At 45.7% G+C, this 15,231-nt stretch carries 11 protein-coding genes; 10 read left to right on the top strand and 1 reads right to left on the bottom strand.

The window, feature by feature from the left end:
- Nucleotides 1-99: 99 nt before the first annotated feature.
- The 10 genes from AB4493_RS01805 (at nucleotide 100) to AB4493_RS01760 (ending at nucleotide 13,122) form a co-directional block, all read left to right on the top strand.
- Nucleotides 100-1,407 (top strand): anaerobic C4-dicarboxylate transporter, encoded by a 1,308-nt coding sequence (locus AB4493_RS01805; RefSeq protein WP_017061168.1) that lies wholly within the window; start codon nucleotides 100-102, stop codon nucleotides 1,405-1,407.
- A gap of 510 nt (nucleotides 1,408-1,917) precedes the next feature.
- Nucleotides 1,918-3,366: a YfcC family protein gene (locus tag AB4493_RS01800; RefSeq protein ID WP_017062726.1), complete on the top strand. Its 1,449-nt coding sequence runs from the start codon at nucleotides 1,918-1,920 to the stop codon at nucleotides 3,364-3,366.
- Nucleotides 3,367-4,171: 805 nt separating this feature from the next.
- A complete protein-coding gene (gene arcA / locus AB4493_RS01795) occupies nucleotides 4,172-5,395 on the top strand; it encodes an arginine deiminase (protein WP_372154429.1) in 1,224 nt (407 codons plus the stop codon).
- A 73-nt stretch (nucleotides 5,396-5,468) separates the two neighbouring features.
- Nucleotides 5,469-6,380: a carbamate kinase gene (gene arcC, locus AB4493_RS01790; protein ID WP_017062723.1), complete on the top strand. Its 912-nt coding sequence runs from the start codon at nucleotides 5,469-5,471 to the stop codon at nucleotides 6,378-6,380.
- A gap of 141 nt (nucleotides 6,381-6,521) precedes the next feature.
- Nucleotides 6,522-7,532, top strand: a complete 1,011-nt coding sequence (locus AB4493_RS01785) for an ornithine carbamoyltransferase (RefSeq protein ID WP_004729719.1) — start codon at nucleotides 6,522-6,524, stop codon at nucleotides 7,530-7,532.
- Between the two features lie 496 nt (nucleotides 7,533-8,028).
- On the top strand, nucleotides 8,029-8,958 hold the full coding sequence (pyrB, locus tag AB4493_RS01780; RefSeq protein WP_372154428.1) for an aspartate carbamoyltransferase: 930 nt from the start codon (nucleotides 8,029-8,031) through the stop codon (nucleotides 8,956-8,958).
- A 15-nt stretch (nucleotides 8,959-8,973) separates the two neighbouring features.
- Nucleotides 8,974-9,438: an aspartate carbamoyltransferase regulatory subunit gene (gene pyrI / locus AB4493_RS01775; protein WP_017062720.1), complete on the top strand. Its 465-nt coding sequence runs from the start codon at nucleotides 8,974-8,976 to the stop codon at nucleotides 9,436-9,438.
- A gap of 327 nt (nucleotides 9,439-9,765) precedes the next feature.
- Nucleotides 9,766-10,254: an arginine repressor gene (locus AB4493_RS01770; RefSeq protein WP_017063664.1), complete on the top strand. Its 489-nt coding sequence runs from the start codon at nucleotides 9,766-9,768 to the stop codon at nucleotides 10,252-10,254.
- A gap of 175 nt (nucleotides 10,255-10,429) precedes the next feature.
- Nucleotides 10,430-12,280, top strand: a complete 1,851-nt coding sequence (locus AB4493_RS01765; protein ID WP_372154427.1) for a protein-disulfide reductase DsbD — start codon at nucleotides 10,430-10,432, stop codon at nucleotides 12,278-12,280.
- A 212-nt stretch (nucleotides 12,281-12,492) separates the two neighbouring features.
- Nucleotides 12,493-13,122, top strand: a complete 630-nt coding sequence (locus AB4493_RS01760; RefSeq protein ID WP_017062717.1) for a response regulator transcription factor — start codon at nucleotides 12,493-12,495, stop codon at nucleotides 13,120-13,122.
- Here AB4493_RS01760 and AB4493_RS01755 read toward each other — a convergent pair.
- A complete protein-coding gene (locus tag AB4493_RS01755; RefSeq protein WP_017066561.1) occupies nucleotides 13,119-14,870 on the bottom strand; it encodes a potassium/proton antiporter in 1,752 nt (583 codons plus the stop codon). The genes AB4493_RS01760 and AB4493_RS01755 overlap by 4 nt on opposite strands.
- Between the last annotated feature and the right edge of the window lie 361 nt (nucleotides 14,871-15,231).

Raw genomic sequence — 15,231 nt, 5'->3', positions numbered from 1 at the left:
GGTTGCGCTTTTGCCAAATTGAATCTAAACCATAGAACTATTATGTGAACATTCCAGCGGCGAATGTTCACATAATAAAATCTAAATGAGGTGTTACTTATGATTGCAGTAGAACTGTTTGTCGTCCTGCTCTTTATCTTTTTGGGGGCCAGAATTGGCGGTATCGGTATTGGTTTTGCCGGTGGTGCTGGTGTTATTGCCCTTTCACTTATTCTTGGCGTTCCAACAAGCCAATCTTTCATCCCGATCGACGTAATCTTGATCATCATGTCAGTTATCACCGCAATTGCTGCAATGCAAGTTGCTGGCGGTATGGACTGGTTGGTACAAATTGCCGAAAACTTTTTGCGTAAACACCCTGAACGCATCACCTTTTACGCGCCGATTGTGACCTTTGTAATGACATTAATGGCGGGTACTGGTCACACAGCATTCTCTACGCTTCCTGTTATTGCAGAAGTAGCGAAAGGCCAAGGTGTTCGTCCTTCTCGTCCACTGTCTATCGCAGTTGTCGCTTCTCAAATTGCTATCACAGCTTCGCCAATCTCGGCTGCAGTTGTGGCTTTCGCAGCAATGTTGGCACCATTTGGTGTTGATTACCTAACGCTATTGATGGTTTGTATCCCAACAACCTTCATCGCTTGTATGGTTGGTGCGGTTGTTGCTAACTACATGGGTAGCGAATTGAAAGACGATCCTGTTTATCAAGAACGTCTAGAGAAAGGTCTAATCAAGCTAGCAACAGAAGAGAAACGCGAAATTCTACCTACAGCGAAGAAAGCAACGTACATCTTCCTAGCTGCAATTGGTTTCGTGGTTTGTTACGCAGCGGCTATCTCTAGCTCTGTTGGCCTAATTGAAAACCCGGCGCTAGGTCGTAACGAAGCGATCATGTCTGTAATGCTGGCAGCAGCAGCGGCTATCGTGATGTTCACTAAGATTGATGCAGCGAAGATTTCTTCAGCACCAACGTTCCGTTCTGGTATGACGGCATGTGTATGTGTACTTGGTGTGGCTTGGTTAGGTTCAACGTTTGTAAACGCACACGTTGCTGAAATCAAAGACGTAGCAGGCGCTCTACTGGCTGACTACCCATGGATGCTGGCTCTTGTTCTGTTCTTCGCTTCTATGCTGCTTTACTCTCAAGGCGCAACAACAGTTGCACTGATGCCTGCAGCACTAGCGATTGGCGTAGCACCACTAACAGCCGTTGCTTCTTTTGCTGCGGTAAGTGCGCTGTTCGTACTTCCAACTTACCCTACGCTACTAGCAGCGGTTGAGATGGATGACACAGGCTCAACGCGTATCGGTAACTACGTATTCAACCACCCATTCTTCATTCCAGGTGTGGTAACAATCAGTACTGCGGTAGCACTCGGCTTCGCATTCGGCGGTCTGTTTATCTAACATTCGCTGGTGATTGAACATTTAAAAGGAAGCTTCGGCTTCCTTTTTTGTTTTCTGCTCAATGTGTTATTTGATACGCATCAAATAACCATTATAAACTTTAAAAACCGCCTAAAAATAAAGTTTGAATAAAATTCCAAGATTATTCTGCCTAATCATAAACAACACCTACCAAATCAATCTCCTTCCACTTCCAGTTAATCCAAAACGAATATTAATCCAAGCTAACTAACCAAAAAACCTTGACGATTTTCTGCCATTTTTTAGCCCTTTTATTAGCCATTATTTTTGTGAACAGCACCAAACTTAAATACCGGAGTAAGGAATAAAATAACCGCAGCTAAATTAAATCTAACTTCATTTGGATTAGTAAATATAAAAACAACCTTAATTTAAAGTCAGCAACTTTATATCGTTGAGTGCTTTATAAGTGTCCGTGTATTTACAATCTATAAATCATTAGTCGCTAATTCACATCACTTCTATTTAAGATGATGTAAGGAGATAGCCATGACAACTCAAACGATACCAAGCGAGAAAAAAAAGGGCGGCTTCTTTGCCAACTTTAAATTCCCTTCTGCCTACACCATTCTATTTATTCTGATTGCGTTCGTCGCACTGCTTACCTGGATTGTTCCAGCAGGCCAATACGACCGTGCAATGAATGAAGAGCTAGGCCGAGAAGTACCCGTAACCGGAACCTATCAAGCGGTAGAAGGTAACCCTCAAGGCGTGATTGATGTACTGCTCGCGCCTATTGACGGCTTCTATGACCACAATAGCTATGAAGCGGCGGCTATCGACGTTTCGCTGTTCATCTTAATCATTGGTGGCTTCTTAGGGCTAGTAACCAAAACGGGTGCCATTGATGCCGGTATCGAGCGCGTCACCGCCCGCTTAGAAGGGCGAGAAGAGTTGATGATACCAATACTGATGGCGCTATTTGCCGCAGGTGGTACCGTCTACGGCATGGCGGAAGAATCACTGCCCTTCTATACATTGCTAGTGCCGGTAATGATGGCAGCTCGCTTTGACCCTCTTGTTGCCGCTGCGACCGTACTGCTTGGTGCAGGTATTGGGGTGCTGGGTTCAACGATTAACCCATTCGCAACCGTGATCGCTGCCAACGCCTCTGGTATTCCATTTACAGACGGTATCGTGTTGCGCATTGCGATGTTGATTATTGGTTGGGGTATTTGTGTTGCCTACGTAATGCGTTACGCAAGAATGGTTCAAGCCGATCCAACAACATCAATTGTCTACGACAAATACGAAGAGAACAAAGCGCACTTCTTAGGTAATGCGAGCGGCGAAAAACTTGAATTCACCGCGACTCGCAAACTGATTCTGACCATTTTTGGTGGCTCGTTCGCTGTAATGATTTATGGTGTATCCGTTGCTGGATGGTGGATGGCTGAGATCTCAGCGATGTTCTTAGCAGCAACCATCATCGTTGGTATTGTGGCTCGCATGAGCGAAGAAGAGTTTACCACCAGCTTCATTGATGGTGCCCGCGACCTACTTGGCGTTGCGCTCATCATAGGTATTGCACGTGGTATCGTAGTGGTGATGGACCGCGGTATGATCACCGATACCATTCTCTTCTCAGCAGAACAGATGGTAACGGGGCTTTCTTCGGTTATCTTCATTAACGTGATGTTCTTCTTAGAGATTCTACTGTCGTTCTTAGTGCCATCGACCTCTGGCTTAGCGGTACTGACCATGCCAATCATGGCACCACTGGCCGACTTTGCTGGCGTAGGTCGTGACTTGGTTATCACTGCGTACCAATCTGCATCTGGCTTGGTGAACCTAATCACCCCAACCTCCGCGGTGGTGATGGGTGGTTTGGCGATTGCTCGTGTCCCTTACGTGCGCTGGGTTAAATGGGTGATGCCACTAGTCGGTATATTGATGGTGTTCTGCATTGTTGTACTGAGTATTGGTGCGCTGATCTAACTAACAGCACTTCACTCCTTTCTCATCCAAAGCCGCTTCTCACAGCGGCTTTTTTATTGTTCCCTCTCAATGTAACCCTCTGCCACTGAAACAGCTCCTCAAAGCCATACACGCGATATTCAAGGTTCTTCTGTTCGTAGCCAAGCTCAACCAAACTCAAAGCACTCGCAATAGAAGAATCAATCCTACTTTTAAACATCTAATTTTCTTGATGAAATAACACTCTATTTTCAACCATGATGTTTAAACAAATAGTTAGTCACTTATTAGCGTTAATTATATTTAAAGTAATTAATAGCCTAATAAACAGACGAGGATTAATGCCCTTTTCTATCAAAAAACACACTTAAAAAGCCGATTTTAAAATGTGATCGCAACAGCTTTATTCGCATTTACTTTGTTAATAAACAATTAATTCCACATCCAAAATTAAATATCTAAATAAAAACACTGCATACTTCCAAGCTAAGTACACTCTTATCAATAAAACTATTCTGCATATAATCTCTCGTAAATTAGATTCTAGTAAGTTTCGTCAAAAAAGCGTGCATAAAGTTCCCTAACTGCTAACTATTTAGAATGTATTATTCATAACTGAAAGTGCATAAAGTTTGTTAAAACCCTTAATTTCAAAGGGCTGCGGGATAAAAAACGATTTGTGATAGATCTCTAAGAATACCTGACTAGCAGGCGTAATATTAATTCCAGACAAGAGATATGAATAAATAATTCATTCTTCTCAACTGAAAATAAATAATTACTCTTAGCGATAAAAGTAATTCAAATATATAAGAGAGAGACGATCATGAGTAAGTTCTATGTAGGTTCTGAAATAGGTCAATTACGCCGCGTTCTAGTTCACCGTCCAAGACGCGCACTGACTCACCTAACACCCTCTAACTGTCACGATTTACTATTTGATGACGTACTGGCTGTTGAACGTGCTGGTAAAGAGCATGACGCATTTACTCAAACGCTGCGTGATCAAGGTGTTGAAGTTCTTCTTCTTACTGACCTACTAGCAGACACGCTAGCAGTGCCAGAAGCGAAAGATTGGCTTTTGAATCATCAAGTTTCTGATTACCGCTTAGGCAAAACCTTTGCTAACGATGTGCGCTGCTACTTGGGCGACTTACCAAACCTAGAACTAGCAAAAATCCTAACGGGTGGTCTGTCTTACGCTGAGATGCCAATGAAATCATCTTCAATGATGCAAGGCATGCACGCACCAAGCGACTTCATTATCGAACCGCTACCAAACCACCTATTTACTCGTGACACATCTTGCTGGGTATACGGTGGCGTATCCATCAACCCGATGGCGAAACCTGCTCGTCAACGTGAAACCAACCACGTTCGCGCTATTTACCGCTGGCACCCAACATTTGCTGGCCAAGACTTCATTAAGTACTTCGGCGATGAAGAAAACATCAGCTACGACAACTCAACCATTGAAGGCGGTGACGTTCTTGTAATCGGTCGCGGCACGGTTCTTATCGGTATGTCTGAGCGTACAACAGCACAAGGTGTTGAGCACTTAGCATCTAGCCTATTCAAACACGGTCAAGCGAAACAAGTTATCGCAATGCAGCTACCAAAACACCGCTCTTGCATGCACTTAGACACCGTTATGACGCACATGAACGAAGATACGTTCTCTGTTTACCCGGAAGTGGTGAGTAAAGACGTACAGTGCTGGAACCTAACTGGTGATGAGTCTGGCGCAGTGAAAGTGAAAGAAGAAGGCTACTTCGTAACAGCTATCGAAAAAGCACTTGGCGTAGACAAGCTAAACCTAATCACGACCGGTGGTGACAACTTCCATGCAGAACGTGAACAGTGGAACGATGCAAACAACGTTCTAACGGTTAAACCTGGCGTTGTGATTGGCTACGAAGGCAACACCTACACCAATGAAAAATACGATAAAGCAGGCATCACAGTTCTTCCTATCCCTGGAGATGAACTTGGCCGCGGTCGCGGTGGCGCACGCTGCATGAGCTGCCCAATTGAGCGTGATGGTATCTAATCACTAAGACGAAAACGGCCAAGTTGAATGATCTTAAATAATCTCAGCTTGGCCAAAATGAGAGAACACAATTATGACTAAGCAAACTGTTGTTGTTGCACTCGGCGGTAATGCCCTACTTCGTCGCGGTGAGCCGTTAGAAGCCGATGTTCAACGCCGTAATATTGAAACAGCGGTTAAAACCATCTCTGAAATCGCGAAAGTGTACAACGTGGTTCTAGTACATGGTAATGGCCCACAAGTTGGTTTACTGGCTCTGCAAGGTTTGGAATACAAAAAAGTAAACCCGTATCCGCTAGATGTATTGGGCAGTGAGACTCAAGGCATGATCGGCTACATGCTGATGCAAGAGTTCAAGAACTATCTACCTAACCGCAACATCTCGTGCATGTTGACGCAAATGACCGTTGATCCAAACGATCCTGCATTCGCCGATCCAACGAAGCCGATTGGCCCGATCTACGAAGAAGCGGAAGCGCGTGAATTGGCGGAGAAATTCCACTGGATCGTCAAACCAGACGGCCAACACTTCCGTCGCGTTGTGCCAAGCCCACGCCCTACCGGCATTGTTGAACACGAAGCGATCACTCAGCTTATCGATGCAGGCCACCTCGTGATCTGTACTGGCGGCGGCGGCATCCCAGTGAAAAAAGAGAATGGCAAATTAGTCGGTGTGGAAGCTGTTATCGACAAAGACATGTCTGCGGCTTTCTTAGCGAAACAACTGGATGCGGATGCGCTACTGATTCTGACCGATGCAGACGCTGTGTACCTGGATTGGGGCAAACCGACTCAACACGCACTGCGCAGCACCACACCAAGTGAACTGGCGAAATTCGAATTTGATGCAGGCTCTATGGGACCAAAAATTGAAGCATCGTGCGAATTCATTCAGCAAGGCGGCAAAGTCGTCGGTATTGGTGCACTCGAAGATGGTTTGCAAATCCTGCAAGGCTTGGCGGGCACCAACATCACCAAAGATTAATCTACTCGCGAGCTTTTCAAACCTTGCGAGAAAACTGAATCACCGTTTGAACTGAAATTAATACACAAAAATTGAATCGCGCTTTCTTGAATTTTCTTTCCCTGTAACAAGAAAGCGCCTAAATCTAAGAAGGAATACATCATGGCTTTTAACCTACGCAATCGTAACTTCCTAAAACTACTAGATTTCACTCCACGCGAAATTCAACACTTATTAGATCTTTCTATGGAGCTAAAAAAAGCGAAGTACAACGGTTACGAACAGCCAACACTAACTGGCAAAAACATTGCGCTTATCTTTGAGAAAACCTCAACTCGTACTCGCTGTGCATTCGAAGTAGCGGCATTCGACCAAGGCGCTCGCGTGTCTTACTTAGGCCCATCTGGCTCTCAAATTGGCCACAAAGAATCAATGAAAGATACCGCTCGCGTTCTTGGCCGTATGTACGATGGCATTGAATACCGCGGCTTCGGTCAAGAGATTGTTGAAGAGCTAGGCGCTTACGCTGGAGTTCCAGTATGGAATGGTCTGACTGACGAATTCCACCCTACACAAATTCTTGCTGACTTCCTAACCATGACGGAATACGGCCGTGGTAAACAACTGCATGAAATCAGCTTTGCTTACCTAGGTGATGCTCGCAACAACATGGGTAACTCTCTGATGGTTGGCGCAGCGAAAATGGGCATGGACATTCGCCTTGTTGCTCCAAAACAGTTCTGGCCACAAGAAGAACTATTGGCTCAGTGTCGTGAAATCGCAGAGCACACAGGTGGCAAAATTACACTGACTGAAGATGTTCAAGAAGGCGTGCAAGGTTGTGACTTCCTGTACACCGACGTTTGGGTATCTATGGGCGAAGCGAAAGAAGCGTGGGCTGAGCGTATTAACCTAATGATGCCTTACCAAGTCAACATGGACATGATCAAGGCAACAGGCAACCCACATGTGAAATTCATGCACTGCCTACCTGCTTTCCACGGCGAAGATACCACAGTAGGCAAACAGCTTGCTGCTGAATATCCGCAGCTTAAAGATGGCGTAGAAGTGACGGATGAAGTGGTCGAGTCTGAATACTCTATCGTGTTCGATGAAGCAGAAAACCGCATGCACACCATCAAAGCAGTCATGGTTGCAACGTTAGGCAGCTAATTACCTAAGAAGCTAACCAGTTAAGACGTTAAAAATTAAGAAGCTAAGCACTCACTTGTTCGCAAGACGTTAATAAGTTAAGTGCAATGACAGGGAAATGCGGGGGGCGTTCTTGGGATTTTGACCTTGGATAAAACCCGCATTTTTTTTCATGTCCTTGAAAAGATTATTACCTGAAAAAGCCTGAGATTCGCAGTTCCAACAAAGGCTTAAATGGAAACTAGAAACGGACGTGATTTCGCATAAAAATCCATTAAATGAATACTTTACGGAAAGTATTGCATGGCCTTTTTATCTGAGTATAATCCTCCGCAATTTGTCTTAAGAGAGCAAAAAATGAACTGCAATTCTGTCGCACATGATTGTCAAACTACACGCCAAAGAGTGGCGGTGGTGTCATTTTTATTTTGCTCTATTGATCGTTTCGAAGCCTCCTATTTTTAGGGGGCTTTTTTTTGTCCGCAATTTGACTGTATGCATAGAAGGAAGACCCGTTATGGCGCATTCGTTATTTAACAAGCACATCATCTCCATACCTGAGCTCACTCGTAATGAACTGGAGCTTATCGTCGACACAGCAGCAAGACTCAAGGCCGAGCCAAACCCAGAGTTGCTGAAAAATAAAGTCGTTGCGAGCTGCTTCTTTGAGCCTTCAACTCGAACTCGCCTTTCATTTGAGACCGCCGTCCAGCGCCTTGGTGGCACGGTCATTGGCTTTGATAATGGCGGTAACACCTCACTGGCGAAGAAAGGCGAAACACTTGCCGATTCAGTGCAGGTTATTTCATCCTACGTCGATGCCTTTGTAATGCGTCACCCACAAGAAGGGGCAGCACGTTTAGCGTCTGAATTTTCTAACGGTGTGCCGGTAGTAAACGGCGGCGACGGTGCTAACCAGCACCCGACGCAAACCTTGCTGGACCTGTTCTCGATTTACGAAACACAAGGCACGCTCGATAACCTCAATGTGGCGTTCGTCGGCGACCTAAAATATGGCCGTACCGTGCACTCATTGACCCAAGCACTATCGAAATTCAATAACGTGCGTTTCTTCTTTATCGCGCCAGAAGTCTTAGAGATGCCAGATTACATCTGTGAAGAATTGGAAGAGATGGGCATCCAATACAGCACTCACAGCAGCATTGAAGAAGTCGTGCCGAAACTGGATGTTCTGTACATGACTCGCGTGCAGAAAGAGCGCTTTGATGCGTCGGAATACGCACACATGAAATCGGCTTACATCCTCACCGCCGATACATTGAAAGACGCTCGTCAAAACATGAAGGTACTTCACCCGCTGCCACGCGTCGACGAAATCACCACCGACGTTGATAAAACGCCACACGCTTACTACTTCGAACAAGCTGAAAACGGTGTATACGCTCGCGAAGCCCTATTGGCCCTAGTTCTTAACGACACTTTATAAGCAGGAGAAACAGTCATGGTTAAACAAACTCAGCTACAAGTAGAAGCGATCCGTAACGGCAGCGTGATTGACCACATCCCTGCTCACCTTGGTATCAAAATCCTTAAACTGTTTAAGCTACACAAGACAGAACAGCGCATCACTATGGGCTTAAACCTGCCATCATCGGCACTTGGCCATAAAGATCTAATCAAGATTGAGAACATCTTCCTGACCAAGGAACAAGCCAACCAATTGGCTCTTTATGCTCCGCAGGCAACGGTCAATCAGATTGAAGAGTATAAAGTGGTTAATAAGCTAACCCTTGTGCTGCCAGAGCAAATCCACAGTGTCTACTCTTGCCCGAATAGCAACTGTATTTCGCACGGTGAACCTGTCGAAAGCAGCTTTAAAGTGCAGCTAAAACAGGAAAACGTGCAGCTAAAATGTCACTACTGTGAAAAAGTATTCTCTCGCGAGATCATGAGTGAAATTCGCTAACCCTTAGCGCCATTATCACGGTCTCCAAAGCACCCTAATACCGATGGATATTTATGCCAAACTTGGAATAAATATCCATTTAACAAAAGAATAAAACTCCAAAATAAAAGCAATTAACTAGAATTTTATTTGGTGATCCCCTTCAAAAAGATAACTATCCTTTAGTGGTAGACTCAATGGGTAGACGATCATACACCACGCATACCTTCCCTCTTTATTTCGGGATTCATCGGTAAGCCCTATTTAACAATCGTACTCTACGGCTTTGGGAGTACGCTCGGCGCTATGGACAAGCGATAACCACATGTTGACCTTAAGGAGTTGTTCATGAACCCAATCACTGAGCACGGTTGCTTGTATTCAGCTGAAGATAAAACACTGACTGCAGCGTGCAAACGCTTACTACAACAACAAAGCTTCTCGACCCAAAATCAACTGCGAGAGAAACTCGTCGATATTGGCTATACCGGTATCAGCCAATCGACCGTATCTCGTATTTTGTCACAGCTTGGTGTTGTCAAAATTCAGAATGCTTGCGGTAAAAAGGTTTACTGCATCACGGTTGAAAGTGCACCGGTTCGTGTCGATGCATCCATCTCATCGCAAATCGAATTCATCACTCATAACCAAGCGATGGTCATCGTAAAAACTCATCCAGGTTGTGCTCAATTAGTCGCAAGATTAGTCGATATCGACCCACATACTGAGATTATCGGCACCGTTGGCGGTAATGATACCGTGCTTATTATTCCAAAAGATACGATGAATATTGATGCTTGCGAACAAGTAGTAAAAGCACGCTTGGGTGTAGCTTAAATGTCTCTTTTACAAAGGCAAGTCACTCAAGTTGAATTGCAGCTCCCCACTCGATTACCCAATAAAATCGCTATCCCGCCTTAGGGGATATTTGTTTGCCGATGAAACTAATAGCAAACTATTACGGTCTGATTGAGTTAAGATACCTTCAACTCCATTTTGATGACTAAATAGTATGCGACGACTTGCCACATTACTTTTTGTTTGTGTTTCCCTATTCACCCAGCCTGCGTGGGCGCTATTTGGGAACGACAACGCCGAGCCAAGCTTCGGAGGCAATAACAATGGTTTTGTCCCTGTAGACCAAGCTTTCCCTTTCAATTACTACCAGCAAGACGACAAAGTCCTTCTCGACTGGCAAGTAAAAGAGGGCTACTACCTCTATCAACATAGCCTCTCGTTCACCGGGCAAAATCTCGCTATCGGTAATGTTGAATTAGAAGATGGTAAGCCGCACCAAGATGAATTCTTCGGTGAGGTGAGCATTTATACTCAGCCGTTATTCGTGCAAGTTCCTCTGCAGAGTTACCAAGATGGCTCACAGCTGATCGTTAAGTATCAAGGCTGTGCGGACGCAGGGTTCTGCTACCCACCAGAGACTCGTATCATCGACATTGAACCTTTCACAGCAACAGGTTCTGCTAATTCGCAAGGTAGTGACTCACAAGCTTCATCTTCTGCTGGCAACGAAACCGATGTTTCTACGCAACCAACATCTCCGAAAGCAGACGTTGTAAGTAACACGACTCAACAGCCAAATGCCCCTGTTTCAAAAGAAGCAGGCTTAGCCGATAAGCTCGGTGACAGTTGGTGGACCCCTCTATTATTCTTAGCACTCGGTGTTGGTTTAGCCTTTACGCCGTGTGTGCTGCCTATGTATCCGATTCTAACGGGTATCGTTTTAGGTGGTGGCAAACTCAGCCAAGGTCGCGCGCTGATGCTGTCCTTTATTTACGTGCAAGGCATGGCGTTAACCTACACCTTATTAGGTTTAGTGGTTGCTTCAGCAGGCATGCAGTTCCAAGCCGCTATGCAGCACCCTTACGTGCTGATCGCGCTGAGTGTTCTGTTCGTGGCGTTGGCAATGTCGATGTTTGGCGTTTATAACCTGCAACTGCCAAGCAGCATTCAAACTTGGCTCAACAATCAAAGCAATAAGCAGCAAGGTGGCAATACCTTGGGCGTATTCGCAATGGGCGCTATCTCTGGCTTGGTGTGTTCACCTTGTACCACGGCGCCATTGTCAGGCGCGCTGCTGTATGTGGCTCAGAGTGGCGACCTATTTACCGGTGCGATTGCTCTGTATGCATTAGCCATGGGTATGGGTATTCCGCTGATTTTAGTTGCGGTATTTGGTAATAAGCTATTGCCTAAAGCGGGCAGCTGGATGGACAAGGTGAAGATCGTATTCGGCTTTATCTTGCTGGCAGCACCTATCTTCCTGCTAGAGCGCATCATTCCTGAATTGTGGGCAACCGTGCTTTGGTCTGGCCTTGGCTTCATCGCCTTTGGTTGGCTGTACCATAGCAAGAATGCACTGCCATTCGGCGACTGGAAGCAGAGTGCGGTAGGCATCATCGCGATGCTTGGCTTGTTTGCTTCGGCACAGCCTGCATTGAACTATTGGTTTGCGGAGAAGAGCGTAACGGTAGAACAACAGCACATCCAATTTGCACGCATCAACACGGTTGAAGAGCTAGAAATCCAGCTCATCGAAGCGAAGAAACTCGGTAAGCCTGTGATGCTCGACTTCTACGCCGATTGGTGTGTGGCGTGTAAAGAGTTCGAGAAGTACACCTTCCATCAAGCTGATGTGGAAAACAAGCTTTCTGACTTTGTACTGCTACAAGCCGATGTAACGAGAAACATGCCTCAAGACATTGAACTGCTTAAACAATTACAGGTACTTGGCTTACCGACGATTGAGTTCTGGGATGGCGAGGGTAACCATGTTCCAAATGCTCGTGTAACCGGTTTTATGCCTGCTGATGTATTCTTAAAACACATGCAAAACCACCAGCTATAACGGCAATATTCACTAAAATATAAGCCGAATCGAAAGCCGCACCGCCCCTCCGTAACGAGATGGCAGTGCGGCTTTTTTGCTATTCAGAGTAACGCTTTCTTATTCCGGGGATAAAAGTCGATATGGTTCAGACTTTTAATGCATAGATATTGTCCACATACTCAATCAGGATGATAATAAATATTAACTAAATTGTTAAAAGTATGAACGTCATGGACTCGACCTATACCATCATCATTGCTGATGACCACCCTCTCTTTCGCAACGCCCTGTTTCAGTCAGTTCATATGGCGATCAGTGGTGCGAACCTGCTTGAGGCCGATTCTCTCGATGCCTTACTGACTCTGCTAAAGAAAGAAGGCGAGCCGGATCTATTACTGCTCGATCTGAAAATGCCGGGCGCCAATGGCATGTCAGGCTTAATTCAACTGCGCGCTGAATACCCAGATCTACCGATTGTGGTGGTTTCTGCCAGTGAAGATGCCAGCGTGGTCACTCAGGTGAAGAGCCACGGTGCGTTTGGCTTTATTCCTAAGTCGAGTGATATGCGTGAGTTGGTGAGTGCACTGAATCAAGTGCTGAATGGCGACCCGTTCTTCCCTGAAGGGCTTATCACCAATAATGCAGCGTGTAGCGACCTTGCAGAAAAGATTTCCACACTGACGCCTCAGCAATACAAGGTATTAGGGATGCTTTCTGACGGCTTGCTTAACAAGCAAATCGCGTATGAATTGAATGTTTCGGAAGCGACCATCAAAGCACATATGACGGCCATCTTCCGTAAACTGGATGTGAAAAATCGTACTCAAGCGGTTATCTTGCTACAAGAAGTCCACAATTAAGCTTCACTGATATCCTCTTCTAAAGTCGTCTTAGGTAAACATAAACCCAACCTGACGACTTTATGATCATCTATCTCTGCAACCACCCAAGTGATGTCATGCCACTCAAAGCTATCACCCAATACAGAGTGTGCGCCAAGCTCTTGAGCAACCAATTGTTTTAGCGTCATTTCTCGCTCTTCTTCCGAGCCAAGTTCAATACCATAACAATCACTCACTGCCGCAACTGATAGCTCAACATCCAAGAAGAAGTCACCAAAGAATCGTGCCGCCTCTTCTGCTAGAGGCGCCTCACTGAACAACGAACTTAAGCTGTCCAAATCTTTGTCTTGACCAAGCACACATAAGATATCGTTCGCCTCTAACACGGTGCTGCCTGATGGGTGAAGCAAGGCATCCTTTCTAAACAGTGCAGTAATTCGCGTTCCTTCCGGCATAGACAAACGCTTTAGTGGTTCGCCCACACACCACTTCTCTTCTTTCAGCTTGTAGACAAACATCTCCCACTCACTAGCAGGGTAAATTTCAATGCCAGTACGAGAAATCGGTGTCGGCGTTGGAGGTAGCGTCACTTGAGCCAATCTCGCGACTTTCATCAAGCTGCCGCCTTGAACAATCAGCGACACCATAACCACGAAGAACGCGATGTTGAAGTAAAGCTGAGCATTAGGCAGGCCAGCCATCATCGGGAACACCGCCAGAATGATCGGTACCGCGCCGCGTAGACCGACCCAAGAAACAAACCAACGTTCCTTGGTGGTAAAGCTTCTGAACGGCAGCAAACCCAACCAAACCGACAGCGGACGAGCAAACAAAATCATACCGAAGGCCAGTGCCAGCGCAGGCAGAGCAATGTCCATCAACGTTGATGGCGTCACCAATAAACCCAATACCAAGAACATCACGATCTGGCTTAGCCACGTCATGCCATCAAGAACATTAAGAATCGAGTGTCGCGAGCGCGTCGGACGATTACCAATGAACAAGCCCACTAGGTAAATCGATAAGATGCCGCTGCCGCCAAGCATGTTAGAGAACGCAAACAGAGCCACGCCCCCACTGAGTACCAGAATGGAATAAAGGCCATCAGCCAATTGTACTCGATTGATTAAGCTCCATAGAACCCAGCCGCCGCCAATACCAACAAGAGTACCGATACCAAACTGCATCGCAAAACTTTGCAGTAGGAAGTTCATCCCCATCTCAGCGTCAGGGTTACCTAACAGCGCAATTAAGGTCACCGTCAGGAAGACCGCCATTGGGTCGTTAGTGCCCGATTCGATCTCTAGGGTTGAACCAACACGCTCATTGAGACTCTGTCCTTTCAGCAAAGAGAATACCGCTGCCGCATCGGTTGAACCAACAATCGCCCCGACCAAGATGCCCTGCATTAATGACAAGTCAAACAGCCAAGCCGCCATTAATCCGGTTAAGGTTGCTGTACATGCGACACCTATCGTCGCCAGCGAGAGCGAAGGCCAGAAAGCGACCTTGAAGCTCGCCACCTTGGTTCGCATACCGCCATCCAACAGAATCACGGCAAGCGCAAGGTTACTCACCAAGTAGGTCAGTGAGTAATCATCGAAATGAATATTACCGGGTCCATCTTCACCCGCTAACATACCAACGAACAAAAAGATCAAAAGAATAGGAACGCCCAATCGAGAGGACACTTGTGAGAAAAGCACGCTGATGGCGATGAGTACGGCACCAGTCAAGAATAAGTGGTTAATGGTTATTGCGTCCAATTCGTTCCCCCAAAGAATAAAACTCAAGATATAAGCATGTTGATCTTCTGCCGTTTAGCAAGGCACGGTCGGTGAAAGTGCCGTTGTTACTATAACAAACTTATGTTTCGCTTCGTGTCATAAGCAGGGCTAAATACCGTTTCTCGGTCATTTAGTTGTTAAATTTTATGACTCGCAGTCTAATTCATCCCTTTTTGTTAGACCTTTGGCTAATTTAACAACATTGTAACATCACATTTTTCTATGGTTATGTCTCCTAGCTCCCATATTTCAGTACATTAGCGCTAATACCATCCCGACTAAAGTTGCACAGATCCCTTGACTTATCCTTGCTACATTCTAAATCGTAACATTACGTTAA

Source organism: Vibrio sp. 10N.222.55.A1 (genome assembly GCF_041473835.1).
GTDB lineage: Bacteria > Pseudomonadota > Gammaproteobacteria > Enterobacterales > Vibrionaceae > Vibrio > Vibrio crassostreae_C.
Note: the sequence above shows the minus strand (reverse complement) of the source record. Positions and strands in the feature narration are given on the sequence as shown.

Bases quoted from the DNA above. Each gene is read 5' to 3' on its own strand.
- pyrB (WP_372154428.1), top strand. From the start codon at position 8,029: ATGGCGCATTCGTTATTTAACAAGCACATCATCTCCATACCTGAGCTC.
- arcA (WP_372154429.1), top strand. From the start codon at position 4,172: ATGAGTAAGTTCTATGTAGGTTCTGAAATAGGTCAATTACGCCGCGTT.
- AB4493_RS01760 (WP_017062717.1), top strand. From the start codon at position 12,493: ATGGACTCGACCTATACCATCATCATTGCTGATGACCACCCTCTCTTT.
- pyrI (WP_017062720.1), top strand. From the start codon at position 8,974: ATGGTTAAACAAACTCAGCTACAAGTAGAAGCGATCCGTAACGGCAGC.
- AB4493_RS01800 (WP_017062726.1), top strand. From the start codon at position 1,918: ATGACAACTCAAACGATACCAAGCGAGAAAAAAAAGGGCGGCTTCTTT.
- AB4493_RS01770 (WP_017063664.1), top strand. From the start codon at position 9,766: ATGAACCCAATCACTGAGCACGGTTGCTTGTATTCAGCTGAAGATAAA.
- AB4493_RS01805 (WP_017061168.1), top strand. From the start codon at position 100: ATGATTGCAGTAGAACTGTTTGTCGTCCTGCTCTTTATCTTTTTGGGG.
- arcC (WP_017062723.1), top strand. From the start codon at position 5,469: ATGACTAAGCAAACTGTTGTTGTTGCACTCGGCGGTAATGCCCTACTT.
- AB4493_RS01785 (WP_004729719.1), top strand. From the start codon at position 6,522: ATGGCTTTTAACCTACGCAATCGTAACTTCCTAAAACTACTAGATTTC.
- AB4493_RS01765 (WP_372154427.1), top strand. From the start codon at position 10,430: ATGCGACGACTTGCCACATTACTTTTTGTTTGTGTTTCCCTATTCACC.